Consider the following 24,479-nt stretch of genomic DNA (forward strand, 5'->3'; position numbering starts at 1 on the left):
GTGCGCCGGTTTACGGTTCCGTCCGATTCCGATCGAGCGCTCGTGGCAGTGTGAACGCTCACTGCTGGTTATCGTCCGCGAGCAGGTGGCTCCGAACGTATTCGGAGAGCTCCCGTCGCGCGGCGGCGGTCGGCTCGTCGCCCTCGGTCGTCACTCGTTGGGTCTGTGCGCCGTGCAGGGTCGTCGCGACGAACGCGGCGGTCCGCTCCGGATCCACCTCGCGGAACACGCCCTGATCGATTCCCGTCCGAACGATGTCGGCGATGTGCTCGCGAAAGAACCGATCGGTCCTGGTGAACTGCTCGCGGTAGGCGTCGTCGTGAGCGGCCTGTGCGCGCAGCTCCGTCATCACGGTCGTAAACTGGGCATGCTCCGGCTCGAGCGATTCGGGCAGCGAGTGTTCGACGAGCACCTGTACGTGCTCGTGGGCGTCGTCGAACCCCTCGGTCGGAACGTCGGCCTTGAACCGCTCGAGGAGGAACTCGAGAAACGTCACGAGCAGGTCGTCCTTGCCGTCGTAGTGCTGGTAGATGAGGGATTTGCTCTTGGGGAACTCGTCGCCGATACGCTGGATCGTCAGGTCGGAGTAGCCGTGTTTCCGGAGGGCGTCGTAGGTCGCTCGCATCATCTCTGCGTGCGTGTCGTCCGGCGACGACTCGAAGGGGTCCGGTGCGTCCATGATGAATGAATATTCATTCACAAGCTATATGCGTTGTTACTTCGTCCGACCGTCCATGAGCGAGACGAACACGATCGACGCCCAGCACGTCGAACTGACGTACGCCGACGGGACGGAGGCCGTCACCGATCTCACGCTCGAGATTCCGTCGGGCGAGTTCTTCGGCTTTCTCGGCGCGAACGGGGCCGGGAAGACGACGACTATCAAGGTGTTCGCGACGCTGTTGCGGCCGACCGGCGGCACCGTCACCGTCAACGGGTTCGACGTCGAGTCCGAGTCGCGTGCGGTTCGCGAGTCGATCGGCTACATGGCCCAGGAGACCAGCGTCGACCCCGAACTTACGGCCCGCGAGAACATCCGCTTCGCCTGCGAGGCCTACGGCGTCTCGGCCGCCGACCGCGCAGACCGGATCGACGACCTGCTCGACCTCGTCGATCTCGCCGACGTCGCGGACAAGCGGGCCAAGGACTTCTCCGGCGGGATGCAAAAGCGCCTCGACGCCGCGACCGCGCTGGTCCACGAACCGCCGCTCGTCTTCCTCGACGAGCCGACCACCGGGCTCGATCCGAAGGCCCGTAACCGGCTCTGGGACTACTTCGAGCGGATCAACGAGCGCGGGACGACGGTCTTTCTCACCACCCAGTACCTGGAGGAAGCCGACCAGCTCTGCGACCGGATCGGCGTCATCCGGGACGGTTCGATCGTCGCGTCCGGCTCGCCCGCCGAGCTGAAGGCGCAGGTCGGCGGGGCCGTCCTCGAGATCGAACTCGCCGATCCCGACGAGGCGACCCTCGAGCGCGCCCGCGAGGTCGCAGCCGGTGCGGACCTCTTCGACGACGCGCCCGTCGAGATCACTGATTCGGGGCTCAGCGTCCGGTCCGCCGAGGCCCGACGACGAGGCACGGACCTGCTCGTCGCGCTGAAAGAGGCGGGGATCACCGTCACCGGATTCAACGTCCGTGATCCGACGCTCGACGACGTCTTCCTGGCGATCACCGGCGAGGGGCTCGACGCGGACGAAGCCGAGGTGCCGGGTGATGGCACGCCGTCGGCCGCGACCGCGGAGGTGGACCGATGAGCGTCGACGCCGAGCGCGTCGAGGCCGAGACGGCGTCCCCGAAGACGACCGGTGGGAACGGCTTCGCGAGGGATACGTGGATCAACCTCAAACGCTGGCTGCTGAAGACCACCCGCAACCCGTTCGTGATGACCGTCTCGCTGCTGAACCCGATCATCTTCCTCGTGCTCTTCACGGAGGTGTTCGGCCAGATCACGGAGGGCGCGGTCGCACAGAGTCTCGGCACGGAGGCGAGCTACGTGACGTTCCTCGTGCCGGCGATCGTGATCCAGACGGCGCTGATCGCCGCGACGACGTCCGGGATCGGTCTCGTCGAGGACATCGAGAACGGCATGTTCGAGAAGGTGCTCGTCTCGCCGATGCACCGTGGAGCGATCTTCCTCGGGAAATCCCTCTCGGAGGTCATCCGCATCGTCGTTCAGATCGCGATCGTCCTCGGTCTCGGGTACATCCTGCTCTACCTGAATACGGGCGCCGCACCCACCGACTACATCGCCACCGGTGCCCTCGGCGCGCTCGGCGTCGTCGCCGTCGCCATCCTGTTCTCGATCTGGTTCACCGCGCTCTCGAACGTGGTGGCCCTGATCACGCGCGACCAGGAGTCGACTATCATCGCCGTGAACCTGCTGCAGTTCCCGCTGCTCTTCCTCTCGAGCGCGTTCCTCCCGCTCGAGCTCCTGCCGGGGTGGGTCCAGACCGTCGCGGCGCTGAACCCGATCACCTACGGCGTGGACGCGACGCGGGCCCTCATGTTCGGCCAGGACGTCATGACCGTCATCGAGGTGTCGACCTTCGGCGGCATGTGGGACACGCTCGTCCCCGCGATCGCGATCCTGGCCGCGCTCGATCTGGTTCTCGGAGCCGTCGCCGTCTACTTCCTGAACGCCGCCTCGAGTTCCGACGTTCAGTAGGCGCGTTCACTCGAGGGTGCTTCGACGGGATTTGGGCGAAGACGAGTATTTTGCTGCCGCTGGCAGCAGGGATTTCCGCGTCCTCCCCAGCCGATCGTTCCTCACGGCGCTTTGCGCCGTCTGCTCGCGGGCCGACGGGCCGTCTGCTCACGGCGCGACACGTCGTCTGCTCGCGGGCCGACGGGCCGTCTGCTCACGGCGGCAAAGCCGCCGTTCGCATGGTATGCGGGACCGTCGGTCCCGCACTACTCACATGGTCTGGGAGACCTGCGGTCTCGCACTATTCGCACGGGTCCGGACGCGTCGGCAGTCCTTTATTGCCGTTCTCGCCGAAGTGGTGCCCGATGCTCTCGACGCTCGGCGTGTTGCTCGTCGCGGGCGGGCTGGCAGCGGTGCACGTCGGGGCCGGAGAGTTCCGATTCCTTCGCGGAATTCCCCGCAGCCGGTGGCTCTCGCTGTGCGGCGGCGTCTCCGTCGCGTACGTCTTCGTTCACCTGCTTCCCGAGATCACGGAGCACCAGTCTCGAGTCGTCGAGGCGTTCGAACCGACGAACGTCGTCCTCGAGGCGACGCACGAACGGTCGCTGTTCATCGCGGCGCTCGTCGGGTTTACGCTCTTCTACGGGCTCGAACAGATCGTTCGCCGGTCGCACCGCGGGAGAAACCGGCGAGCGAACGGCGGCGAGGTGACGATTCGAGCCGTAACGGGCGTGTTCTGGATCCATATCGGCTCGTTTGCGGCGTACAACGCACTCATCGGCTATCTCTTGCTGCATCGAGAGGAAACCGGGGTCTCGAGTCTGCTCCTCTACGGGGTAGCGATGGGACTTCACTTCGTCGTCAACGATTACGGGCTGCGCGAACACCACCAGGCCGCCTACGATCGGATCGGGCGATGGCTGCTCGCCGGTGCCATCGTCGGCGGCGCGTCGCTCGGCGCGCTCGTCGGCGTCCCGGAACTCTATCTCAGCCTCCTGCTCGCGTTTCTGGCCGGCGGTGTTATCCTCAACGTGATCAAAGAGGAGCTACCGGCGGACCGCGAGAGTCGATTCTGGGCCTTCGGCGCGGGACTGACGGCCTATACCGGTATCTTGCTGCTCGGCTGATGGCCGCGTTTCGCGAGGCGACGGGCGACGAGTTGCGACGGAGCGGGGCCGACGGCCGTCTCGGCACCGATCGGACCCTACGGCTCGAGTCGAAACCGAATCGTGGGGGCCCCTTCGAATCGCGGTCCCCGACCGCGTCGTTCGAACCCGAGTTCTTCGGCGGCGTCTTCGATGCTCGACGTTTCGGCGGAGACCAGCATTTCGACGTTCATCGACTCCTGCTCGGCGAACCGGACGGGTTCGGCGAGCAGCCGTTTGCACGCGTCGGCCGTTCCGTCGAGTTGGGTCACGTGGACGGTATCTTCTTTCGCGTCGAAGCTGATGAACCCCAGCAGGTCCTCCGGATCGGAGCCGTTGTACTGCGATTCCGATACGTCCGCGTTCGGATCGTGCGTGCCGTCTTCGGCGACGCGAACCGTCCGATCGTGAACCAGATTTCGCATCACGTCGGTCGGAGAATCGGCGATCGACGCCAGCGCGTCCGCGTCGGCCTCGAGAGCGTCCCGTACGTTCATTAGCGTGTGGTAATGCTACGCACAAACATAAATCCCGCCCGCGATAGCGTCGTCTCGGTCTCGATTCGCGGCGAGCGGTCGCACCCCGAGGGACCGATCTCGGTTCGACGCACCGACGTGTTTCGGGAGAGCGACCCGTCGCTCATCCGTCCGGAGTACGGCGATTCGAGACCGCGCTTTCGGCTTCGATCGAACCGCGATTGCTGGTAAAAGTACGAGCGATGGGACACAGTTATCTGCGCGCTCTGGTAACGGTCTGGCATATGAGCCACGAGATCGTGACGCCAGTCGCGGACGAGGTGTCAGTATGCGCGTTGTAGCCAAGTTCGGTGGTACGAGCCTCGGGAGCGGGGATCGGATCAATCGCGCCGCGGACTCGATCGCGGCGGCCGTCGAGGACGGCCACGAGATCGCCGTCGTCGCCAGCGCGATGGGATCGACGACGGACGACCTGCTCGAGGAGATCACCTTCGAGACCGACGAAGCCGACCGCGCCCAGATCGTCAGCATGGGCGAGCGGACCTCCGTTCGAATGCTCAAGGCCGCCCTGTCGGCCCGCGGCATCGATGCGACCTTCCTCGAACCGGGGAAGGACGAGTGGCCGGTCGTCACCGACGAGTACGGCGAGGTCGACGTCGAGGAGACGCAGAAGCGAGCCCTCGAGGTCGCCGACGATCTCGACACCACGGTGCCGGTGATCACGGGCTTCCTCGCGGAAGGACCGGACGGTTCGATCACGACGCTCGGCCGCGGTGGCAGCGACACGACGGCCGTGATGATGGGCAAGTACATGGACGCCGACGAGGTCGTCATCGTCACCGACGTCGAGGGCGTCATGACGGGCGATCCCCACGTCGTCGAAGGGGCTCGAAACGTCGGCGAAATTTCCGTCGACGAACTCCGGAACCTCTCGTTCCGCGGGGCCGAGGTCGTCGCGCCCTCCGCGCTGTCGTACAAGGGCGGGAACCTCGACGTCCGCGTCGTCCACTACCAGCACGGCGATCTGCTCTCGGGCGGGACGAGCATCGAGGGCGAGTTCAAGAACCTCGTCGACCTGCGCGAACGACCGCTGGCCTGCCTGACCGTCGCCGGACGGGCGATCCGCAACCAGCCGGGCATCTTCAACCACCTCTCGGAAGCGCTCTCCGAGAGCGACATCAACATCGACGCCGTCGCCAGCGGGATGGACACGGTCACCTTCTACATCGACGAAGAAGAGGCCGAACGCGCCGAGAACATCCTCCACCGCGAGGTCATCGCCCGCGACGAACTCTCGAGCGTCACCGTCGACTCGCCGACGGCCGTCGTCCGCGTCACCGGCGGCGAACTCCCCAACCAGCCGGGGATCATCAGCGAGATCGTCAACCCGCTCGCCGAGGAGCGGATCCACCTCCAGGACATCATCACGAGCGCGACCAGCGTCGCCCTCTTCGTCGAGTGGGACGACCGCGAGAAGACCCTCGAGTTGACCCAGGATCTGTTCTAGATCCGCGAGTCCCCCTCGGATTTGGATCTCCCCGGATTCTGCTACCGTAACCGGTACTCGCGGAACCCCTCGTTTCGTCCGGAATCGTCCCAGTAGCCGGTCCATGAACTGTCGGTAACGTGGTCGTAACGAAGGTCGTGAGTATCACAGCTATTGTCATGAGCACCGATTCGACAGGTACGGAAGTGTTCGAGGACGTCGAGCCCGATCCCGACGCGGTCCTCGCCGAATTCGACGTGGAATCGCCGGACGAACTCGAGGAGGCCGGCGGGGCACACGATACGATCCCCGACGACGAGTTAGACGTCGACGACACGACGGCGGCCGAACTGTTCGCCGGACTCGCGGACGTCGAGACGGCGGACACTCGTGACGAGCAGGTCGGCGAGACTGATCAGGCCGCTGCGGACGACCAGCCCGCTGCGGACGACCTCGAGTTCGAGTTCGTCGGCGACTCGGACGTGACGATCCGGGACGACGGCGACGTGATCGAGTCGACGGCGTCCGAACTCAGCGAACTCGTCGCAGCCGACTCACCTCCCGACGAGCGGACCGATTCCGACGACGATACCGGAACTGCCGACTGCACCGACGTCGAGCGGACGGCCGACGCCGCCGAGTCGACGGGGAAACTCACCGTCCGGTCCGGGTCCGCGGACGAGCTGGAACTCGTCGGTCCCGATCCGACGCCGACGCGGGTCACCAACGACACGTTCAGCGGTGTCGAGGCCGACGCCCGCTGACGCTCGCTGCCCCTTCAAGCGACGATCTCGGCCCCGCTACCGCCGTTCGTCGGTGTCCGTTCGCCGCCGTTCGATAGCTCCAGCGCCGTTCGGATCGTCGACTCCGTCCATCGATGCACCGATTCGTCCGGAAGCGGACGGTTCGAGTCGCCAGCGAACACGAGATTCCAGCTAGACTGAACACGCGCGGCGGCGTTGAGGTAGTATGGTTGCCTACAAATCGAAAGTGGTCGAGCGAATTCAGCTACCGTCCCGCGAACGACGCGAGCGAGCGCTCGAGGAAGCCGGCTACAACGTCTTCGATCTCGACGCCGAGGAGGTGTTCATCGACCTGCTGACCGACAGCGGGACCGGTGCGATGAGCGACGAACAGTGGGCCGCGCTGCTCCGCGGCGACGAGGCCTACGCGGGATCGCGCAGTTTCGACGAACTCGAGTCGGCCGTTCGGGAGGTCACGGGCTTTTCACACGTCGTCCCGACCCATCAGGGCCGCGGCGCCGAGAACGTCCTCTACGGCGCGCTGCTCGAGGACGGTGACGTCGCGCTCAACAACACCCACTTCGATACGACGCGCGCTCACGTCGCGAATCAGGGGGCGGATCCGGTCGACTGTCCGGTCGATCGAGCCCACGACCTGACGGTCGACGGCTCGTTCAAGGGGAACTTCTCGCTGGATCGCGGCCGATCGGTCGTCGACGAGGTGAGCGCGGAACGCGTGCCGATGGTGATCCTGACGATCACGAACAACTCGGCGGCGGGCCAGCCCGTTAGCGTCGAGAACACCCGCCGCGTCCGCGAGTTCGCGGACGAGATCGGCGCGACGTTCGTGATCGACGCCTGCCGGTTCGCCGAGAACGCCGCCTTCGTCAAACGGCGCGAGGACGAGTTCGCCGACGCCACCGTCGCCGAGATCGCCCGCGAACAGCTCGGCTACGCCGACGCGCTCGTCATGAGCGGGAAGAAAGACGGACTGGTGAACGCCGGCGGATTCGTCGCGACCGACGATGACACGCTCTTCGAGCAGTGCAAGCAGCGCGCGATCCTCTACGAGGGGTTCCCGACCTACGGCGGGATGGCCGGCCGAGACGTCGCCGCGATGGCCGTCGGCCTCCGGGAAGCCGTCGAGGAGGCCTACGTCACGGATCGCCTCGAACAGGTCCGAACCTTCGCCGAAATGCTCGAGGAGGCCGGCGTTCCGATCTACACGCCGGCCGGCGGCCACGCGGTCTATCTCGACGCGGCCGGTGCGCTTCCCCATCTCTCCTCAGAGGAGTTCCCGGGGCAGGCGCTGGTCTGTGCGCTGTATCGGGAGGGTGGCGTCCGCGGCGTCGAACTCGGGAGTTTCGCGTTCCCCGACACCGACCGGCCGGAACTGGTCCGGCTCGCGATTCCGCGTCGGACCTACCACAAAGAGCACCTCGAGCACGTCGTCGAGACCGCCGAGACCGTCATCGAGAACCAGGAGACGGTGTCGGGTCTCGAGATCGTCTCCGAACCCGAAAACCGCGAATTACGTCACTTTACGGCGTCCCTCGAGCCGATTTCACCCTGATCGGTGCGCTCCGAGGCGTATCGAGAGTCGACCGGAGGCCGTCGCCGATCAACTCGAGAGCAGTCCTCGAGCGCGGTCCCGAACCGTCGGCTCCGGTTCGGACTGGCTTCCCAGTCGCTGTTTGGCCATCTTTCGGACGCCCCGTTTCGCCGGTTCGGAGGTCGCGAGACCGATCGCCCAGTCGGGAACCTGCGATTCGATCTCCGCGCGTTTTTCGTCCTTGAGCTGGCTGTACTTTCGTAACGCGATGCCGACGCCGATGAACAGTCCGGCGTCGACCAGTTCCCGGCGGAACCGCTCCTGGTCGTTGCGTACCGCGATCGCCTTGACGAGCGAGAGGCCGCCAATCACGAGGTAGAGTTTCGAGCTTTTCGATGGGTCGCCGCTGAGTATCCGTCCGAGAGCCATGCGAAGGATCGTACCACGTTCTGTCCGATAAAGCTCCGCCGGAACACGCCTGCAGGAGGGTACCGGAGTTGCGACCGCTCGAGCAAGAAAACGGCGAGTCGAGCGAGCGACGCTCGAGACGAGGCTCGACGATAGCGCGGCCCTCAGCGGCGTATCAACCCCTGAATCCGATTCCGAACGTCGTCGGCGGAGTCGTAGGATTCGTTGTCGACCGGCTCGAGCACGTCCTCGAGGGTTCTCGACCCGCCCTGCGTTTCGACTGTGCGGTCGCCGTAGGCCCCGCGCAGGTCGTCGGTGGTCGTCGGATACTCGTGTTCCTCGAGCGCGTCGTCGAGGTCGCCGAGTTGTTCGCCCTGCTCGGGGTCCGTCGGCTCGGGTTCGTCGTCGCGGTCGCGCGCCTCCTGCAGTTCCCGCTCTCGCTGGCGTCGCTCCTCGTCGTCGGCCTGTTTGTTTCGGGATTTTTTGTCGTCTGCCATCTGGATGACGTAGGCGTGCGAGCGGGATAACGCTGTGGCCGTTCGGGGTTCGCACCGCTCACCGGCACGGAGCAGCCGTAGACGGCAGCAACGGCGGAGCAGTGTTGGGCACGCGGCTCGGCGATCGCGTGTCTTGACGATTACGCGGCTCAGCGACTCGAGTCGCCTCGTTTCGTCTTCGGTGTCGCCGAGCAAGGGGGCACCGACATCTGTCACGACTGCTCGAGCGCTATCACGCCGCGGTGGCGCTGGTCGTCGATCGGTTCGATCGCGAACCCGAGCGCCTCGTAGAACGGGCGGACGCCGTCGTCGAACCGGACCGTGAGTCGCCGCTCTCGCTCGAGGGCCCGTTCCATCAGCGCGCGGCCGATCCCCTTCCCCCGGTGGCGACGGCGGACGCCGATCGCCGAGACGTGAGCGCCGTGGACGCCGTCGCGGGACTCGAGGACGACCGTGCCGAGAATTCGTTCGCCGTCCTCGGACCCGCCGCGGTGATCGCCGGCGACGAGAACGTCTTCGTTTTCGATCCGGGTTTCGACGTCGCCCGGCTCGAGCATGGCTGCATCGAGGATGCGTCGCACGTCGAGTGCGTCGTCGGGCGTGGCGGTGCGGACGTGGCCGTCCATTCGTTACGTTCGTCGGTCGATAGTGGCCAACAACTCGTCGATTTCGGGGCGGTCAAGATTCGTCCGGCCGCGGTAGGCGTTGGCGACGTCGATTTCCCCGTCGTCGTCGATGTCGAAGACGATCGCGACGGGCATTCGGCCGACGACGTCGAACTGCTCGCCGAGGGCTCCGAGTCGGACCGGTTGGTCGAAGGTCTCGCCCGTTGTCGCCTCCGGATCCGCACAGAGCGGAAACGGGAGGTCGTAGCGCGCTTGCCACTGCTCGACTCGGTCGCGGGGTTCGGGGACGACAGAGACGACCTGGCAGCCCCGCTCGCGGAACTCGTCGTAGCGGTCGGCGACGGCCCGGACCTGTCGGCGACACTGCCCGGCGTGGTGATCGCGGTGAAGCAACAGGAGGATGGCGTCGTGGGCCGGATCGGCCTCTTCGGTCGTCGTCGGATCTGCCGGTTCGACCGGCGCTGCCAGTTCCGCCAGCGTGAGCGGATCCGGGCCCGGTCCCACGTTCTCGAGGGTTACTTCGGCAGCGTCTCCGGTCATAGCTCCGGCTACGACGCTCGCCCTCAAAACGGTCGGGCTTTCACCATCTCGGTCCGGATCGCTCTCGGGTGTACTCCCCGTCGGCTCGTTTCACCGAATCCCACGGCAGGGTTTCCGTCGCAAAACGCCGGAGTTCGGTTCCGCTCCGAGCGCGCGGTAACGACTATCGATTGTCGATCCGCGCTGCCGTACGTGGTAATGGTTAAGGAATGGGGCGTGGTATCTACTACCACTATGGGGTCCGAACGCGGCCGTATTCCGTGTCGATCTATCGAACAGCACAATCGCTTCGTATGCGGCCGTCGGAGCGAACAGTCAGCAACGGAACGGGGTGTGAGCAACCATGAGCCTGGTCGCGATAATTGACATCGCACACCCGGACCTCGCGCTGACGCCGACGATCCGCGAGTGTCCGGACGCGTCCATTCAGGTCGTGCCGCATTCGACGACGGATCCGGAGACCGGGCTATTCTTCTTTCTCGTCGACGGGGCGGACGAGGCGTTCGAAGCGGCACTCGAGGACGATCACACGGTCCCCCACTGGACGCTCGTCGACGACCTCGGGTCGACGCGCATCTACCAGCTGGAACACACCGACGAGACGAAACTCATCTCGCCGAAGACCGCCGAACTCGGGGGCCTCATGTTGAAAGCGGAGAGCAACGATCGCGGCTGGACTGTTCGGCTGCACCTTCCGGATCGGGAAGCGCTCTCGACCCTCTGGGAGTACTGCGAGAGCGAAGAGATCTCGTTCGAACTGTACCGCATGTTCCGCCAGGACGAGTGGGCGGGCGGACGGGCACCGACGTTGACCGACGAACAGCAGGCCGCGCTGGTGAACGCGTACGAGGAAGGGTACTTCGAGGAGCCCCGGGAGACCTCGCTCGAGGACCTCGCCGATCGGCTCGACATCTCGCCGACGGCCGTCGGCGGTCGCATCCGTCGCGGCACGGGCAAACTCGTGGAGACGACGCTGCTCGAGGAGTAGCAGCGGCGGGCGCTCCGAACGCGGCCGCGCTCAGAAGGCGGCGAGATGATCGTCGCGAGGCTCGTAGAGCGCCCCGGTCATTCGGACCTCGTAGATCGCCTCGAGCGTTTCGCCGACGGTGAACCCCCGCTGACGCATCGCCGCGGCGACGATACCGATCGGCACGCCGGTTTCGTAGTGCGATTCGAGGGCGTCGACGACGGTCGCGACGTCCGTCGCCGGGTCCTCGAGCGCTACCTCGGCCTCGAGGTCGACGTCGAGGTCGGCGCGGGTCAATACGACGTCGTGTCCCGTATGCCGGTGGTGTCGGCGGTAGAATTCGACGACCTCGTTGGCCGGTTCGGCGTCGCGTTCGACGTTACAATCCGGACACGTGGCGACGAACGGGGTGCGTTGGTGGTGGCCGTGACTCATGAGTAGTGGGAAGACGGAACGCCGGCCGGCTAGGCCTCGTAGGCCTCCTGTGCGAGCCGGTGGAGCCTGTGGACCGTGTGTTCGTTGGGGCCGAGTTGGGCCTGTGCGATCGCGCCCGAGTTCAGCCCGCGCTGCTGGCGCTCGACCAGTTCGAAGTCCTCCTCCTGGAGTTGCCTGCTCGTCCGCACGAACTGCTCTTCCTCGTCGGAGAGCTCGGAATCTCTGAAGTAGTAGTCCGCGACGAGCTGGAACCGCCCCTCGTCGATCGGGTCGATGATGTAGGTGCCGTAGCCGTCGGCGGTTCCGTACATGTTGACCGCGAAGTTCGGCCAGAAGTAGTGGAACTGGGCCTCGTGCTCGTCGTGGATGCGCATCTCGTCGTCGACGTCCTCCTTGTGCTTGTAGTGGAGCACCCAGTGGTAGTCGTCGACCTCGAGTTCGGACTCGAGCAGTTCGAGGTCTCTAACCCAGTCCTGGTGGTTCGCCTGGCAGTGATCGCACTCGGAGTAGTTACCGGCGAACACTTTCCAGTTGCACTCGACTTCCGAGACGATCCGCCGGGCGAGCTGGTACTCCTCGAGCGGCAGCGACTCGAGTTCGTCTTTGAGGGTCCCGGCCTGCTCCTCGAGGGGCATCGGATCGGTGTCGACGTTGACGAAGACGAACGGCCCGATGCGGTCGCTGTGGACCTCCATGAGGGAGTTCTCCTCGGCGTCCAGCTCGGGAACGTCCTCGTCCTCGAGGTCCGGGTTCAGCCGAGCCTCCTCGAAGCTTCGGGGCGTGCTCGCGAGGTCGCCGTCCAGGTCGTAGGTCCAGAGGTGGTAGGGACACTGGATCCGTCGCGCGTTACCCGGATCGGTCATCGGGGTGTCCTCGACGATCGCCGACCCGCGGTGAGCGCAGACGTTGTAGAACGCCCGTACCTCGCCGTCGTGATTCCGGAGGACGATGAGCTCCCGATCCCCGATCGTCCGGGTGAAGTAGTCTCCGGCCTCCGGAATGCAGTTCGCGTGTCCTGCGTACACCCAGTACCGTCCGAATACCGCGTCTTTCTCCATCTCGTGGACGTCCGGGTCGGTGAAGTACCGTGCCGGAAGCGCGTTCGTCTCGTCGGTGAGGTCGGGACTGACCCGCTCTACCTCGTCCAGCCCGTTGTTCCATCTAGTCATGCTCTGTGGCATGCCATGACGTATCGTTCAATAAGGATTGATCGCAGATGGTTCGGACGTATAAGTAGTGGCGGACGGTCGCGCCACAGCGGCGAACCGAGCGGGCCCGGATGCACCGCTCGAGAGCGCTCTCCGCCCGATCACCGGCGTCAAAAAGGTGTGAGGTGAGACGGCCGAACGCTATTGACCGCGCTCGTCGAATCGGACTGCAGTATGCCGACGACAGCTGAGCGCTACGACGTCATCGTCATCGGCGTCGGCGGGATGGGCAGCGCGACGACCTTCCACCTCGCCGAGCGCGGACTCGACGTCCTGGGACTCGAGCGGTACGACGTCCCACATACGATGGGCTCGTCCCACGGAATCACGCGGATCATTCGCCGAGCCTACTACGAACATCCGTCCTACATCCCGCTCATCGAGCGGGCGTACAAGCTCTGGGACGACCTCGCGGCCGAGACCGGTCGCGAGGTGATCCACCGAACGGGTTCGATCGACGCCGGCCCCGAGGGCAACGTCGTCTTCGAGGGATCGCTCACCTCGTGCGAGGAGTACGACATTCCTCACGAGGTGCTCACGAGCGAGGAGGTGAGCGAGCGCTTTCCCGGCTACCGGCTGCCGGACGGGCACATGGCGCTGTACCAACCCGACGGCGGGTTCGTCGTCCCCGAACAGTCGATTATCGGTCACGTCGAGGCGGCGCAGGCCGCCGGTGCGGAGGTGCGCGCACGCGAACGGGTCCACGACTGGGAGGAGACGCCGGACGAGGGCGTCCGCGTCGAGACCGACCGCGGCACCTACGAGGCCGAGAACCTGGTGCTCGCCGCGGGCGCGTGGAACGGCACGCTCGCCGACGCCCTCGAGGGGCTCGCGGTGCCCGAACGGCAGGTGCTCGGCTGGTTCCAGCCCGATCGACCGTCGCTATTCGAACCCGACAGGTTCCCGGTCTGGAACCTGAAAGTCGAGGAGGGCCGCTTCTACGGGCTGCCGATCTACGACGTCCCGGGGTTCAAGATCGGGAAGTATCACCACCGCGACGAGCAGGTCGATCCGGACGACTACGCCACCGAGCCGGAACCCGAGGACGAGCGCCTGCTCCGGGCGGTCACGGGGAAGTGCTTCCCGGAGGCGGACGGACCGACAATGCGACTCGCCACCTGCATGTTCACGAACTCCCCGGACGAGCACTTCATCCTCGACACCCTCCCCGACCACCCGCAGGTCGCCGTCGGCGCGGGTTTTTCGGGCCACGGCTTCAAGTTCGCCAGCGTGATCGGCGAGATCCTCGCCGACCTCGCGGTCGACGGCGATACCGACCGTCCCATCGAGATGTTCCGACTCGAGCGGTTCGACGACGAATAGCGGTCTCGGCTTCCCTCGAGTACCCTCTTCCCTCGCTCCGATCACTGCCGTACTGCGGGCCGTTCGTCGCCCTGTTATACGCCACAGGTTATGCACCCGGATAGCTATGGCCGATCGTCTGGCAGTACCTATGATAGATGAGTACAAGGGACACGATTCCGGACGCCGCTGGAACCGTTATCGTCGGCGCCGGCTGCGTCGGCTGTAGCGCCGCCTACCACCTCACCCGTCTCGGTCGCGAAGACGTCGTCGTGGTCGATCAGGGGCCGCTGTTCGAGACCGGGGGCTCCACCTCGCACGCGCCCGGGCTGGTGTTCCAGACGTCTGGCTGCAAGTTGATGACCAGAATGGCATCGTACACGCGCGAACTGTACGAGGACCTCGACGGATTCCGGACGTGCGGCGGTATCGAAGTCGCCTACACCGAGGACCGATGGAACTACCTGAAGCGAAAGCGCGAGTGGGGCCGATCCTACGGCGTCGAGGGCGGCGAACTCCTCTCGCCCGCCGAGGTCGCCGACCGCGTTCCGCAGGTCGACGAAGCCGTCATCCACGGCGGCTACTCCGTCCCGACCGACGGCAAGGCCCACGCGGTCGACGCCTCGGCCGCGATGGCCGAGCGCGCCCGCGCGGCGGGCGCCGCGTTCTACGGCGAGACGACCGTGACGGACCTCGAGACGAGCGACGGCGAGATCGAAGCGGTCGTCACCGACCGCGGCCGGATCGCGGCCGACGAGGTCCTCGTCGCGACGAACATATGGGGCCCGCTGTTCGGCGACATGGTCGACGTCGATATCCCGCTCGTTCCGTGTGCTCACCAGTATCTCGTCTCCGACGAACTCGAGGAACTTCGGGGCGCGAACCGCGAGATCGAGCAGCCGCTGTTGCGCCACCAGGACCGATCGCTGTATTTCCGCCAGCACGGCGAGCGCTACGGGATCGGCTCGTACAACCACGAACCGCTGCTCGTCGATCCCGAGGACATCTACGGGCCGGAGCGACTCGAGGATCTGGGTCTCGAGTACCCCTCGTTGCGGGAGTTCACGGAGACCCACTTCTACGAGAACACCCACCCCGATCACGACCAGACCGCCTACGACGCGGCCTGTGAACTCGTCCCCTCGCTGCGGGACGCCGAGTTCGAGTCCGCGATCAACGGGATGTTCTCGTTCACCCCGGACGGGATGCCGATCCTGGGGCCGACGGAGGAGGTAGACGGACTCTGGTGGGCGCTGGCCATCTGGGTCACGCAGTCGGGCGGCGCGGGAAGTATCGTCGCCCACTGGATGGAAGACGGCGTCCCGCGGCTCGACGGCGAGCGCGTCGACGCCACGCCCGCACACCTCACGCGGTTCCAGTCCCACGCCGGCTCGCGCGAGTATACCCGGGGTCGCGGCGCACAGCAGTACCAGGAGGTCTACCAGTTAATCCACCCGCGCGAACAGCCGCGGGAGCAACGTGCGCTCCGACGAAGTCCGTTCTACGAGCGCCAGGCCGAACTCGGCGCGGCGTTCTACGATACGGGCGGCTGGGAAGTACCCCAGTGGTACGAGCGCAACGAGTCGCTGCTCGAGGAGTACGACGTCCCCGACAGGCCGGACTGGCTCGACCGCGGCTGGTCGAAGGCACAGGGGGTCGAACACCGGGCCGTCCGCGACCGCGTCGCGATGGTCGACATGACCACCTACACCGGGATCGAGGTGACCGGCGAGGGGGCCTGCGAGTTCCTCCAGGGGCTGTTGACCAACGACGTCGACGTCTCGCCGGGCCGGATTCGCTACGCGGCGATGTGCAACGAGGACGGCGGGATCCTCGCGGACGTGACGGTCGCCCGGTTCGCGGACGACCGGTACGTGGTGTTTACCGGCGGCGGCAACTCCGCGACGCTGCACTCGCGGTGGCTCCGCGAGCACGCGCCCGACGACGGCTCTGTCTCGGTGACGACCCACGACTCGAGCCTCTGTGGTATCGGCGTCTTCGGTCCCGACGCGCGGAACGTACTGGCGCCGCTGGTCGAAGCCGACCTCTCGAACGATGCGTTCCCGTTCTACACGGCCCGAGAAACGTACCTCGAGAGCCTCCCCGTCACGATGCTCCGGCTCTCCTACGCGGGCGAACTCGGCTGGGAGGTCTACACGCCGATGGAGTACGGGGCGCGCCTCTGGGAGGCGATCGAAGACGCCGGCGAGGAGTACGGCGTCGTCCCGATGGGCTGGGCAGCACTCGACTCGACGAGCGTGGAGAAGGGGTTCCGGCTGTGGGGCACCGACGTCACCCCCGAGTACGATCCGTACGAAGCGGGGATCGGATTCGCGGTCGACCTCGAGACCGACTTCGTCGGCAAGGAGGCGCTGCTCGAGGCGCGCGACGAGGGGATCGACCGACAGATCACCCCCGTCACGCTCGACGAACCCGGGGCGCTCGTCGACGCGGGGCATCCGGTGTTCGATCCCGGCGGCGACGAGGTGTTCGGGGACGTCGTTCGCGCGGAGTACGGCTACACGATCGACGCGGGCGTCGCGTACGCCTACCTGCCGCCGGACGCGGCCGAGGCCGGCCGCGCGGTCGAAATCGGGTACGAGAACGATCGCTACCCCGCGACGGTCCGGGACGAACCGTTGTTCGATCCCGACCGGGAGAAAATGCTCCGCTGATACCATGAACCGAGCGTTCGGAACCATCGACTTCGCCGACATCGAGGACGCTCGTGACCGGCTCGACGACGAGTCGGTCGTCAAACGGACGCCCGTCGAACGGAGCACGTCCCTCGACGATCTGACCGGCGGCGATGTCTCCCTCAAGATGGAGCACCTGCAGTGGACGGGCTCGTTCAAAACTCGCGGCGCGTACAACAAGATCGCGCAGTGCGCCGCCGAGGGAGGGACCGAGCGGGTCGTCGCGGCCAGCGCCGGCAACCACGCACAGGGCGTCGCGCTCGCGGCGACGAAACTCGGCGTCGACTCGACGATCGTCATGCCGAAAGGAGCACCCCAGGCGAAAGTCGACGCGACCCGTAGCTACGGCGGCGACGTCGAACTCGTCGGAGCCGACTTCCGGGAAGCGATGCGTCACGCGCGCGAACTCGTCGACGACGACGCGACGACGTTCGTGCACGCCTACGACGACCCCGCGATCGTCGCGGGACAGGGAACGCTCGGCATCGAGATGTACGAGGACCTGCCGGAGGTGGAGACGATCGTCGTCCCGATCGGCGGCGGCGGGCTCATCTCCGGGATCGCGACCGCCTTCGCCGAACTGTCGCCGGAGACGCGCGTCGTCGGCGTCCAGGCGGCGAGGGCGGCGACCGTTCCCGACAGCCTCCAGAAGGGCGAACCCGTCTCCCTCGAGTCGGTGAAGACGATCGCCGACGGCATCGCGACGGGCGGGATCTCCGAACTGACGCTCTCGCACATCGAGGCCCACGTCGACGAGGTGGTGACGGTGACCGACGGCGAGATCGCCCGGGCGATACTCCTGCTCCTCGAGCGGGCGAAGCAGGTCGTCGAGGGAGCGGGTGCGGCGTCGGTCGCCGCCGTTATCAGCGAGGAACTGGACGTCACGGGCGAGACGGTGATGCCGCTGCTCTGTGGCGGCAACCTCGACATGACGATGCTCCAGACGGTGCTCGTCCACGCGTTGACCGATCGGGAACAGCTGCTGCGGTTGCGCGTTCGCATCGACGACCAGCCCGGCAAGATGGAGGAGATTTCGGGGATCATCGGCGGTCACAACGCCAACATCCAGACCGTTCGCCACGATCGAGCGGCGCCGGAACTCGACGTCGGCGAGGCTCACCTCGTCTTCCAGATCGAGACCAGCGGTGCGGGCCAGGCTCGCGCGATCATTCGATCGATACGCGATCACGGGTACGAGGTCAGACACGTCAACGCCTGAGCGGGGTCCACACAGCGCACTCGTTCGGGCCCTTAAAAGTGGCGCTCGTTATTAAGATGAACACTGATAGTGTTCTTTGTGAACTATTGGCACGACCCCCAGTGACACGAATTCCCGTCGTACGGCGGCTGATCGCTCGGCGGGTGACCGCGTCGCGCGAACGGGGAGCAGCCGCTCGAGTCCGGAAGCACACGACGTGATACGGTGATCGACAATGGACGACTCAACCACACAAAGCACGATACGAACCTTTACGGACGAACTCGACACCGTCGTCTTCGGCGTCGGGTTCGCCGTCGCGGCCATCGCGGTACTCGCGTTCATCCTCAGACCGACGGCCGCGTCCGGATACATGAACAGCGTGAACGATTTCCTGTGGACGGCGCTCGGGTGGTGGTACCTGATCGCGATGTTCGTCCTCGTCGTGTTCGTCGCGTTCCTCATATTCGGGCCGTGGGGGAACATCAAACTCGGCGACGACGACGAGGAGCCGGAGTTTACGTTTCTCGCGTACTTCGCGATGCTGTACTCGGCGGGGATCGCCGCCGGAATCGTGTTCTGGGGTCCGGCCGAAGCGATCTTCCACTACGACGCCGTCTCGCCGTTCGTCGGCGCGGAGTCGCAGACCCCGGAGGCCGCCGTCGGTGCGATCCAGTACACGTTCTTCCACTGGGGGATCTCCGCGTGGACTGCCTACGTGGTCATGGCGCTGCCGATCGCGTACTACGCCTACCGTCACGACGCGCCGTTGCGCATCTCGACGGTGATCGCCCCCTGGGTCGGACTCGAGAACCTCGACGGGCCGCTCGCGAAACTCGTGGACATCCTCGCGGTGTTCGCGACGATCGGCGGCGTCGCGACCACGCTGGGACTGGTGGGCAACCAGTTCCTCGTCGGCGTCGAGTGGACGACCGGCGCGAGCGTCGGCGACGCCGGCACGGTGCTGGTGATCACCGGTCTCACCGTCGCGTTCACGATTTCCGTCGCGCTCGGCGTGCGGAAGGGGATTCGTCGGCTCTCGTACTTCAACATGGCGCTGTTCGCCCTGTTGACCGTCGCGACGTTCCTCCTCGGCCCGACGACGTACATCATGTCCGCCGGGACCGAGGCGCTCGGCGCGTATCTCAACCAGTTCGTCACGATGAGCTTCTACACCGGCGCCGCGGAGAGTACCGGCGGCGGCGTCGCCGGGTGGGTTGGCGGCTGGACGATCTTCTACTGGGCGTGGTGGTTCTCCTGGACGCCGTTCGTCGGGCTGTTCATCGCCCGCATCTCCCGCGGCCGGACGGTGCGACAGGTCGCCGTCACGGGCGTGGTGGCGTCGACGGGCGTCACGATCCCGTGGTTCGCCACGATGGGCGGAACGGCGATCTTCATGCAGGAGACCGGTCAGGCCGACATCCTCACCGTCGTCGGTGAATTGGGCGAAGCCGGCTCCGGCTACCCGCTGTTCGAGGCGCTGCCGCTCGGCGGACTGCTGACGGTGCTGTTCCTCGTGCTCGTGACGACATTCCTCGTCACGTCGGCCGACTCGTCGACGCTGGCGCTCGGAATGCTCACAACCGGTGGCGCCGAGAGCCCCTCGACGATCAACCGCGTCATCTGGGGCTTCCTCATCGGTGCGCTCGCCTCGCTGCTGATGGTCACCGGCGGCGTCGACGCGCTGCAGGCGGCGGCGATCATCACCGGTGGACCGTTCTCGATCATCGCCCTGATCGCCGTGGCGTCGATGGGACTGGCGTTCGGCACCGAGCGCTCGCTGTTCCTCCGCGAGGAAGACGACGTGGAGGTGCCCGGCTCCGACGACATCGTCGGCGTCGACGGCACTCCGGACGACGATTGACGCGCCGACTGCCGTTCGCGCGACGGCGTCCACAGTGAACGTCCACGATGTTCGTCACGCGACGGCGAAAAATGAATCCGGGCCGATCGGCCCCCGCTGATCGGTCGATCACTCTTTCGGACTGATCTTCCCCGCGAACGTCTGGAAGCTGATCGTCTCCTCGGGGATGTGGAAGGTGTCCGTCGCGAACTCGTAGACGTTCTCCGGCGTCTCGGCGGTCCAGACGATGTAACCGAACTCGTCCTCGACGAGTTGTTCGTCGATCGTGATCGACGCGTCGGGATCGTCGAACTCGTCGAAGAGGTCCGCGAACAGCCCTTCGATCTCCTCGAGTCCGCGGAACGTCCCCATGGTGGTGACGATCGTCGATTCGTCCGTGTAGTCCTCCATGACGGCCTCGAGATCCTGATTCCCGAAGGCTTCGAGGTGGTGCTCCAGTGTGTCTTCTCTCGTAGTCATTCCGTACCCTCCCGCCGGGCTCGCGGCCAGCGAGGCTGTTGGAAGTTCGACAGGAACCCTCATAACGATTCCGTCGGTTCCGAACCGACGAGCGGAAAACGCGGAGGACTAGCCGTACACCGGAAACGACTCGCAGAGGTCGTCGACCGCGTCGGACGCCCGTTCGCGCGTCGCGTCGTCCTCGGGTGCCTCGAGCACGTCGGCGATGAGGTGGCCGACCGTCTCGATCTCCTCGCCGCCGAACCCGCGAGTCGTCACCGCGGGCGTGCCGATGCGGATCCCGCTGGTGACGAACGGCGAGCGCGTCTCCCCCGGGACCGTGTTCTTGTTGACGACGATTCCGACGGCCGAGAGCGCGGCTTCGGCGTCCGCCCCGGTGAGGTCGGGGTGAGAATCCCGGAGATCGACGAGCACGAGGTGCTTGTCGGTGCCGCCGGAGACCAGCGACAGGCCCCGGTCTCGCAGGACGTCCGCGAGCGCGGTCGCGTTCGCGACGGTCCGCTCGGCGTACTCCTCGAACGCGGGCTCGAGGGCTTCCCCGAAACCGACGGCTTTGCCGGCGACGTTGTGCATGAGCGGGCCGCCCTGACTCCCGGGGAAGACCGCGCTGTCGACGTCCTCCGCGTACTCCTCGTCGCACATGATGATCCCACCCCGACCGGATCGGATGGTCTTGTGCGTGCTCCCGGTGACGAACGTCGCGTGCTCGATCGGGCTCGAGTGAACGTCCGCCGCGACGAGCCCCGTGATGTGGGCGATATCGGCGAGGTGGTGTGCGTCGACCTCGGCCGCGATCGTGCCGATGCGCTCCCAGTCGAACTCGCGGGGATACGCCGAGGAGCCGCTGACGATCACGTCGGGATCGGCCGCGCGAGCCCGTTCGGCCAGTGCGTCGTAGTCGACGTACCCCGTCTCGGGGTCGACCTCGTACTGTTCGACCTCGTAGAGTTGCCCGGAGAAGTTGACGTGGTGGCCGTGGCTGAGGTGGCCGCCGTGGGTCAGATCGAGCGAGAGAATCGTGTCTCCCGGTTCGAGGGCGGCGAAGTAGACGCCCATGTTCGCCTGCGTTCCGGAGTGGGGCTGGACGTTGACGTGATCCGCGCCCCACAGCTCCTTCGCCCGCTCGATGGCCAGTCGTTCGACCTCGTCGACGTGCTCGCAGCCGCCGTAGTAGCGCGCGCCGGGATAGCCCTCGGCGTACTTGTTGGTCAGCGCCGTTCCCTGGGCGGCCAGGACGGCCTCGGACGCGTGGTTCTCCGAGGCGATCATCCCGAGCGTCGTCTCCTGGCGCTCTCGCTCGTGGTCGACGGCCGTTGCGACCGCCGGATCGACATCCTTGAGAGGAGTTGACATACTACTGCTATCGAGAAATCCGTCCAAGTATCTTGATCGCAGATGATCGACCCGTTCAAAAGGACCGGCGCGCCGAACGATCGCTCGCGTCGACGACCGCGGTCGATTGCGGCTCGAAGCGGTATGCGATCGAGACCGAAGCGATCGCGGCGATCGGTGGCCGATTCGAGTCGGAACCGACGATCGCCGGCCCGTTAGCCGCCCTTGATCAACCGCAACACCGTCACGTGGTCGCTCTCGACCGGCTGATCCTCGGGGACGGGCCGGCCGTCGACGAGGACGCTCACCTCGTGGGGGCTGAGGTCGACCTCGCGAAGCAGATCCAGATAGGTCGGCGTCGTCTCGGCGGTCGCGTCCGTTCCCGACACCGCCTCGAGGTCGATCTCGTGGGTCCCTTCGCCCTTGACGTCGACGGTGACCTGCATAGGATCGCCTTACGCGAGCGCGGACTTGAGCGCGTCGCTCTCTCCGCGGGTCACGCGGCCGGCACGCCGTCGAGAGCGCCGTCCGGGCGGCTGTCCTCGTCACTCGTCAGTCGGTCGCCGGCCCGTCGGAACCGACCTCGCGTCGCGGCTCCCGTTCTCGGTCCCGAACCGTTCGTCGGTGGGTGTACAGCCCCATCGCGAGCGCACCGAGGCCGAGCAGGAGGATCACCAGATTCAGCAGACCGCCGACGTACGGGATCTGTGCCAGCGCCGCACCGCCGACCAGTCCGACGAGCAGCGCGAGCCACCGGTTCGTGACGTTGACGGCCGAGAGCAGCCACGTCGCGACGGCGAAGCGTCCGTAGACGGTCCCGATCCAGACGAGGAAGGCGAACACGAACGCGCCGACGACGGCCAGCGGAATGCCGATTACCGTGATCGCCGTCGCGGCGAGCAGGATCGGTACGCCGACGAGGACGCCGAACCCGACCAGTCCGGATCGCACGGGATTGCTCGCGACCCGATCCGCGACGCCGTCGGAGAACCGGGGGAACAGGGCGAGTAACGCGGCCCCGAGCAACAGGTTCACCGCGAGGGCGTACACCGCGAACAGCCACGAGGCGATCGGCTGGATCGTCGGCGTGAGACCGACGCCGATCGAGGAATCTTCCGTGATGGTGCCCGCGACCGCGTCGGTGTTCCCCTCGAGGTCACCGCCGTAGCGCAGATCGCCCGCGATCGACGCCTCGTCGCCGAGCTGGATGGTCTCGGCGCCGATCTCGGCGTCACCCTCGAGCGCGCCGTCGACGACGACGGTTCCGGCACCCGCGGCGAAATCCCCGCCGACGGTCCCGTCTTCGGTGACCTCGATGCTCCCGGCGGCGGCTTCGACGTCGCCGTCGACGGTGCCGGCGATCGTCACGCTCCCGCCGACGGCCTCGAGGTCGCCGCCAACGTCGCCCTCGATCCGCACGTCGCCGCCGACGGCGCTGACGTCGCCCGTGACAGTGCCCTCGACGATGACGCTTCCCCCGAACGCCTCGACGTCGTCGACCGTCTCACCCTCCTCGACGACGACGGTGCCACCGGTCCGTTCGACCGACTGTGCGGCGACCGAGGCCGGAATCGTCCCGACGACGACGGTGAGGACGGCGACGACGACGACCGCTCGAGCGGTATTGTTGGATACCATACAGGAACGTTCGTCGAGCACCGTGAAAAATCGGTTACTGAGCTATCGGACACGGGAACTGTTCGACACTCGTGATCGTCTTCCATCGGACGTAGCCGTGGCCTCGAGCGCGGCTGAGTCGGTCGTCGTGCGGGCCTGGAGTGAGCGTTCGCCGGTCGTCGGGTCGGGACTCGAACGCGCTTCCGCCGTCGTTGGGTCGGGACTCGAGACCGACGACCTTCGGTCGTTTTATCTTCGGCCCACTCCTTGGGCCGGTATGAGCGAGGCCGACGCCGAGGCGGCGGAGCCGACTCCCGGCAAGACCGAAGTCTGGATCGAGAAGTACCGGCCGGAACGGCTCGACGAGATCAAGGGCCACGAGAACATCGTCCCGCGACTCCAGAACTACGTCGAACAGGACGAACTGCCGCACCTCATGTTTGCGGGTCCAGCGGGTACGGGCAAAACCACCGCCGCACAGGCTATCGCCCGCGAAGTCTACGACGACGACTGGCGCGAGAACTTCCTCGAACTCAACGCCTCCGACCAGCGCGGGATCGACGTCGTGCGCGACCGGATCAAGGACTTCGCGCGCTCGTCCTTCGGCGGCTACAACCACCGCATCATCTTTCTGGACGAGGCCGACGCGCTGACCTCCGACGCCCAGTCGGCCCTGCGCCGGACGATGGAGCAGTTCTCCAACAACACGCGTTTCATCCTCTCGTGTAATTACTCGAGTCAGATCATCGACCCGATCCAGTCCCGCTGTGCGGTCTTCCGATTCACCGAACTCTCCGAAAAAGCGATCGAAGCGCAGGTCCGTGAAATCGCCGCGAACGAGGACATTGAGGTGACCGACAACGGCGTCGACGCGCTGGTCTACGCGGCCGACGGCGACATGCGAAAGGCCATCAACGGGCTGCAGGCCGCCGCCGTGATGGGCGAGACCGTCGACGAGGAGACCGTCTTCGCGATCACCTCGACCGCCCGACCCGAGGAGGTCGAAGCGATGGTCGAACACGCCATCGAGGGCGACTTCACCGCCGCCCGCGCCGCCCTCGAGGATCTCCTGATGGACCGCGGTCTGGCCGGCGGCGACGTCATCGACCAGCTCCACCGCTCCGCCTGGGAGTTCGACATTCCCGAACAGGCGACCGTGCGGTTGCTCGAGCGCCTCGGCGAAGTGGACTTCCGGATCACCGAGGGCGCGAACGAGCGGCTGCAACTCGAGGCGATGCTGGCCTCGCTGGCGCTCGAAAACGAGTCCTGATCGACTCCCGA

The 24,479-nt window shown here is 66.2% G+C and carries 24 protein-coding genes; 12 read left to right on the forward strand and 12 right to left on the reverse strand.

The window, feature by feature from the left end:
• Window positions 1-58: 58 nt before the first annotated feature.
• Window positions 59-679: a TetR family transcriptional regulator C-terminal domain-containing protein gene (locus tag ACSFC7_RS03095; RefSeq protein ID WP_436346299.1), complete on the reverse strand. Its 621-nt coding sequence runs from the start codon at window positions 677-679 to the stop codon at window positions 59-61.
• Between the two features lie 55 nt (window positions 680-734).
• Here ACSFC7_RS03095 and ACSFC7_RS03100 point away from each other — a divergent pair, with 55 nt between their 5' ends.
• The 3 genes from ACSFC7_RS03100 to ACSFC7_RS03110 all read left to right on the forward strand — a co-directional run bounded on the left by ACSFC7_RS03100 (window position 735) and on the right by ACSFC7_RS03110 (window position 3,774).
• Window positions 735-1,757 (forward strand): ABC transporter ATP-binding protein, encoded by a 1,023-nt coding sequence (locus ACSFC7_RS03100; RefSeq protein WP_436346300.1) that lies wholly within the window; start codon window positions 735-737, stop codon window positions 1,755-1,757.
• Window positions 1,754-2,668: an ABC transporter permease gene (locus ACSFC7_RS03105; protein WP_436346301.1), complete on the forward strand. Its 915-nt coding sequence runs from the start codon at window positions 1,754-1,756 to the stop codon at window positions 2,666-2,668. The genes ACSFC7_RS03100 and ACSFC7_RS03105 overlap by 4 nt, the downstream gene beginning before the upstream one ends.
• Before the next feature lie 344 nt (window positions 2,669-3,012).
• On the forward strand, window positions 3,013-3,774 hold the full coding sequence (locus ACSFC7_RS03110) for a hypothetical protein (RefSeq protein ID WP_436346302.1): 762 nt from the start codon (window positions 3,013-3,015) through the stop codon (window positions 3,772-3,774).
• A gap of 77 nt (window positions 3,775-3,851) precedes the next feature.
• On the opposite strand, the gene ACSFC7_RS03115 is transcribed toward ACSFC7_RS03110, so the two are convergent.
• Entirely contained in the window at window positions 3,852-4,289 is a 438-nt protein-coding gene (locus tag ACSFC7_RS03115; RefSeq protein ID WP_436346303.1) for a hypothetical protein, read from the reverse strand.
• A gap of 307 nt (window positions 4,290-4,596) precedes the next feature.
• On the opposite strand from ACSFC7_RS03115, the gene ACSFC7_RS03120 reads away from it, so the two are divergent.
• From ACSFC7_RS03120 to ACSFC7_RS03130, 3 genes are all read left to right on the forward strand, one after another.
• Window positions 4,597-5,775 carry an aspartate kinase gene (locus tag ACSFC7_RS03120; RefSeq protein WP_436346304.1) on the forward strand — a complete coding sequence of 393 codons (1,179 nt, stop codon included), beginning with the start codon at window positions 4,597-4,599 and terminating at the stop codon, window positions 5,773-5,775.
• Window positions 5,776-5,933: 158 nt separating this feature from the next.
• Window positions 5,934-6,518 carry a hypothetical protein gene (locus ACSFC7_RS03125; protein WP_436346305.1) on the forward strand — a complete coding sequence of 195 codons (585 nt, stop codon included), beginning with the start codon at window positions 5,934-5,936 and terminating at the stop codon, window positions 6,516-6,518.
• Between the two features lie 205 nt (window positions 6,519-6,723).
• Entirely contained in the window at window positions 6,724-8,070 is a 1,347-nt protein-coding gene (locus ACSFC7_RS03130; RefSeq protein ID WP_436346306.1) for a tryptophanase, read from the forward strand.
• 48 nt (window positions 8,071-8,118) lie between these two features.
• Here the strand turns inward: ACSFC7_RS03130 and ACSFC7_RS03135 are convergent, their stop codons facing one another.
• The 4 genes from ACSFC7_RS03135 to ACSFC7_RS03150 form a co-directional block, all read right to left on the reverse strand.
• Window positions 8,119-8,478, reverse strand: coding sequence for a hypothetical protein (locus tag ACSFC7_RS03135; protein WP_436346307.1), 360 nt, complete (start codon window positions 8,476-8,478; stop codon window positions 8,119-8,121).
• A gap of 143 nt (window positions 8,479-8,621) precedes the next feature.
• Window positions 8,622-8,954 carry a DUF5789 family protein gene (locus ACSFC7_RS03140; RefSeq protein ID WP_436346308.1) on the reverse strand — a complete coding sequence of 111 codons (333 nt, stop codon included), beginning with the start codon at window positions 8,952-8,954 and terminating at the stop codon, window positions 8,622-8,624.
• 212 nt (window positions 8,955-9,166) lie between these two features.
• Window positions 9,167-9,580: a GNAT family N-acetyltransferase gene (locus tag ACSFC7_RS03145; RefSeq protein ID WP_436346309.1), complete on the reverse strand. Its 414-nt coding sequence runs from the start codon at window positions 9,578-9,580 to the stop codon at window positions 9,167-9,169.
• 3 nt (window positions 9,581-9,583) lie between these two features.
• Complete coding sequence (locus ACSFC7_RS03150) at window positions 9,584-10,120, reverse strand: peroxiredoxin family protein (protein WP_436346310.1); 537 nt, start codon at window positions 10,118-10,120, stop codon at window positions 9,584-9,586.
• 343 nt (window positions 10,121-10,463) lie between these two features.
• Here ACSFC7_RS03150 and ACSFC7_RS03155 point away from each other — a divergent pair, with 343 nt between their 5' ends.
• On the forward strand, window positions 10,464-11,108 hold the full coding sequence (locus ACSFC7_RS03155; RefSeq protein ID WP_436346311.1) for a helix-turn-helix domain-containing protein: 645 nt from the start codon (window positions 10,464-10,466) through the stop codon (window positions 11,106-11,108).
• Between the two features lie 30 nt (window positions 11,109-11,138).
• Here ACSFC7_RS03155 and ACSFC7_RS03160 read toward each other — a convergent pair whose 3' ends face one another.
• The gene (locus ACSFC7_RS03160) at window positions 11,139-11,522 is read right to left on the reverse strand and encodes a hypothetical protein (RefSeq protein WP_436346312.1); all 384 of its coding nucleotides are present in this window, start codon (window positions 11,520-11,522) and stop codon (window positions 11,139-11,141) included.
• Window positions 11,523-11,551: 29 nt separating this feature from the next.
• Complete coding sequence (locus ACSFC7_RS03165) at window positions 11,552-12,691, reverse strand: aromatic ring-hydroxylating oxygenase subunit alpha (protein WP_436346313.1); 1,140 nt, start codon at window positions 12,689-12,691, stop codon at window positions 11,552-11,554.
• 213 nt (window positions 12,692-12,904) lie between these two features.
• Between ACSFC7_RS03165 and solA the strand changes: the two genes are divergently transcribed.
• The 4 genes from solA to ACSFC7_RS03185 all read left to right on the forward strand — a co-directional run bounded on the left by solA (window position 12,905) and on the right by ACSFC7_RS03185 (window position 19,790).
• Window positions 12,905-14,053: an N-methyl-L-tryptophan oxidase gene (gene solA / locus ACSFC7_RS03170; RefSeq protein ID WP_436346314.1), complete on the forward strand. Its 1,149-nt coding sequence runs from the start codon at window positions 12,905-12,907 to the stop codon at window positions 14,051-14,053.
• Window positions 14,054-14,190: 137 nt separating this feature from the next.
• On the forward strand, window positions 14,191-16,707 hold the full coding sequence (locus ACSFC7_RS03175; RefSeq protein WP_436346315.1) for a GcvT family protein: 2,517 nt from the start codon (window positions 14,191-14,193) through the stop codon (window positions 16,705-16,707).
• Window positions 16,708-16,711: 4 nt separating this feature from the next.
• On the forward strand, window positions 16,712-17,947 hold the full coding sequence (gene ilvA, locus ACSFC7_RS03180; protein WP_436346316.1) for a threonine ammonia-lyase: 1,236 nt from the start codon (window positions 16,712-16,714) through the stop codon (window positions 17,945-17,947).
• 214 nt (window positions 17,948-18,161) lie between these two features.
• Window positions 18,162-19,790, forward strand: a complete 1,629-nt coding sequence (locus ACSFC7_RS03185) for a BCCT family transporter (protein ID WP_436346317.1) — start codon at window positions 18,162-18,164, stop codon at window positions 19,788-19,790.
• A 108-nt stretch (window positions 19,791-19,898) separates the two neighbouring features.
• On the opposite strand, the gene ACSFC7_RS03190 is transcribed toward ACSFC7_RS03185, so the two are convergent.
• The 4 genes from ACSFC7_RS03190 to ACSFC7_RS03205 all read right to left on the reverse strand — a co-directional run bounded on the left by ACSFC7_RS03190 (window position 19,899) and on the right by ACSFC7_RS03205 (window position 23,219).
• Complete coding sequence (locus tag ACSFC7_RS03190; protein WP_436346318.1) at window positions 19,899-20,249, reverse strand: nuclear transport factor 2 family protein; 351 nt, start codon at window positions 20,247-20,249, stop codon at window positions 19,899-19,901.
• A 108-nt stretch (window positions 20,250-20,357) separates the two neighbouring features.
• Window positions 20,358-21,602 (reverse strand): serine hydroxymethyltransferase, encoded by a 1,245-nt coding sequence (gene glyA, locus ACSFC7_RS03195; RefSeq protein ID WP_436346319.1) that lies wholly within the window; start codon window positions 21,600-21,602, stop codon window positions 20,358-20,360.
• A 194-nt stretch (window positions 21,603-21,796) separates the two neighbouring features.
• The gene (gene samp2, locus ACSFC7_RS03200; RefSeq protein WP_436346320.1) at window positions 21,797-22,027 is read right to left on the reverse strand and encodes a ubiquitin-like small modifier protein SAMP2; all 231 of its coding nucleotides are present in this window, start codon (window positions 22,025-22,027) and stop codon (window positions 21,797-21,799) included.
• 106 nt (window positions 22,028-22,133) lie between these two features.
• On the reverse strand, window positions 22,134-23,219 hold the full coding sequence (locus ACSFC7_RS03205; protein ID WP_436346321.1) for a bactofilin family protein: 1,086 nt from the start codon (window positions 23,217-23,219) through the stop codon (window positions 22,134-22,136).
• Between the two features lie 256 nt (window positions 23,220-23,475).
• Here ACSFC7_RS03205 and ACSFC7_RS03210 point away from each other — a divergent pair, with 256 nt between their 5' ends.
• Window positions 23,476-24,468, forward strand: a complete 993-nt coding sequence (locus ACSFC7_RS03210; RefSeq protein WP_436346322.1) for a replication factor C small subunit — start codon at window positions 23,476-23,478, stop codon at window positions 24,466-24,468.
• The last annotated feature ends 11 nt before the right edge of the window (window positions 24,469-24,479 follow it).

This window comes from Natronorubrum halobium (assembly GCF_051351675.1).
Taxonomy (GTDB): Archaea; Halobacteriota; Halobacteria; order Halobacteriales; family Natrialbaceae; genus Natronorubrum.

Coding starts and splice junctions, on each gene's coding strand:
- samp2 (WP_436346320.1), bottom strand. CDS start 22,027: ATGCAGGTCACCGTCGACGTCAAGGGCGAAGGGACCCACGAGATCGAC.
- ACSFC7_RS03115 (WP_436346303.1), bottom strand. CDS start 4,289: ATGAACGTACGGGACGCTCTCGAGGCCGACGCGGACGCGCTGGCGTCG.
- ACSFC7_RS03155 (WP_436346311.1), top strand. CDS start 10,464: ATGAGCCTGGTCGCGATAATTGACATCGCACACCCGGACCTCGCGCTG.
- ACSFC7_RS03175 (WP_436346315.1), top strand. CDS start 14,191: ATGAGTACAAGGGACACGATTCCGGACGCCGCTGGAACCGTTATCGTC.
- ACSFC7_RS03210 (WP_436346322.1), top strand. CDS start 23,476: ATGAGCGAGGCCGACGCCGAGGCGGCGGAGCCGACTCCCGGCAAGACC.
- ACSFC7_RS03165 (WP_436346313.1), bottom strand. CDS start 12,691: ATGACTAGATGGAACAACGGGCTGGACGAGGTAGAGCGGGTCAGTCCC.
- ACSFC7_RS03135 (WP_436346307.1), bottom strand. CDS start 8,478: ATGGCTCTCGGACGGATACTCAGCGGCGACCCATCGAAAAGCTCGAAA.
- glyA (WP_436346319.1), bottom strand. CDS start 21,602: ATGTCAACTCCTCTCAAGGATGTCGATCCGGCGGTCGCAACGGCCGTC.
- ACSFC7_RS03185 (WP_436346317.1), top strand. CDS start 18,162: ATGGACGACTCAACCACACAAAGCACGATACGAACCTTTACGGACGAA.
- ACSFC7_RS03110 (WP_436346302.1), top strand. CDS start 3,013: ATGCTCTCGACGCTCGGCGTGTTGCTCGTCGCGGGCGGGCTGGCAGCG.
- ACSFC7_RS03140 (WP_436346308.1), bottom strand. CDS start 8,954: ATGGCAGACGACAAAAAATCCCGAAACAAACAGGCCGACGACGAGGAG.
- ACSFC7_RS03125 (WP_436346305.1), top strand. CDS start 5,934: ATGAGCACCGATTCGACAGGTACGGAAGTGTTCGAGGACGTCGAGCCC.
- ACSFC7_RS03145 (WP_436346309.1), bottom strand. CDS start 9,580: ATGGACGGCCACGTCCGCACCGCCACGCCCGACGACGCACTCGACGTG.
- ACSFC7_RS03160 (WP_436346312.1), bottom strand. CDS start 11,522: ATGAGTCACGGCCACCACCAACGCACCCCGTTCGTCGCCACGTGTCCG.
- ACSFC7_RS03100 (WP_436346300.1), top strand. CDS start 735: ATGAGCGAGACGAACACGATCGACGCCCAGCACGTCGAACTGACGTAC.
- solA (WP_436346314.1), top strand. CDS start 12,905: ATGCCGACGACAGCTGAGCGCTACGACGTCATCGTCATCGGCGTCGGC.
- ACSFC7_RS03130 (WP_436346306.1), top strand. CDS start 6,724: ATGGTTGCCTACAAATCGAAAGTGGTCGAGCGAATTCAGCTACCGTCC.
- ACSFC7_RS03190 (WP_436346318.1), bottom strand. CDS start 20,249: ATGACTACGAGAGAAGACACACTGGAGCACCACCTCGAAGCCTTCGGG.
- ACSFC7_RS03205 (WP_436346321.1), bottom strand. CDS start 23,219: ATGGTATCCAACAATACCGCTCGAGCGGTCGTCGTCGTCGCCGTCCTC.
- ACSFC7_RS03105 (WP_436346301.1), top strand. CDS start 1,754: ATGAGCGTCGACGCCGAGCGCGTCGAGGCCGAGACGGCGTCCCCGAAG.
- ACSFC7_RS03150 (WP_436346310.1), bottom strand. CDS start 10,120: ATGACCGGAGACGCTGCCGAAGTAACCCTCGAGAACGTGGGACCGGGC.
- ilvA (WP_436346316.1), top strand. CDS start 16,712: ATGAACCGAGCGTTCGGAACCATCGACTTCGCCGACATCGAGGACGCT.
- ACSFC7_RS03120 (WP_436346304.1), top strand. CDS start 4,597: ATGCGCGTTGTAGCCAAGTTCGGTGGTACGAGCCTCGGGAGCGGGGAT.
- ACSFC7_RS03095 (WP_436346299.1), bottom strand. CDS start 679: ATGGACGCACCGGACCCCTTCGAGTCGTCGCCGGACGACACGCACGCA.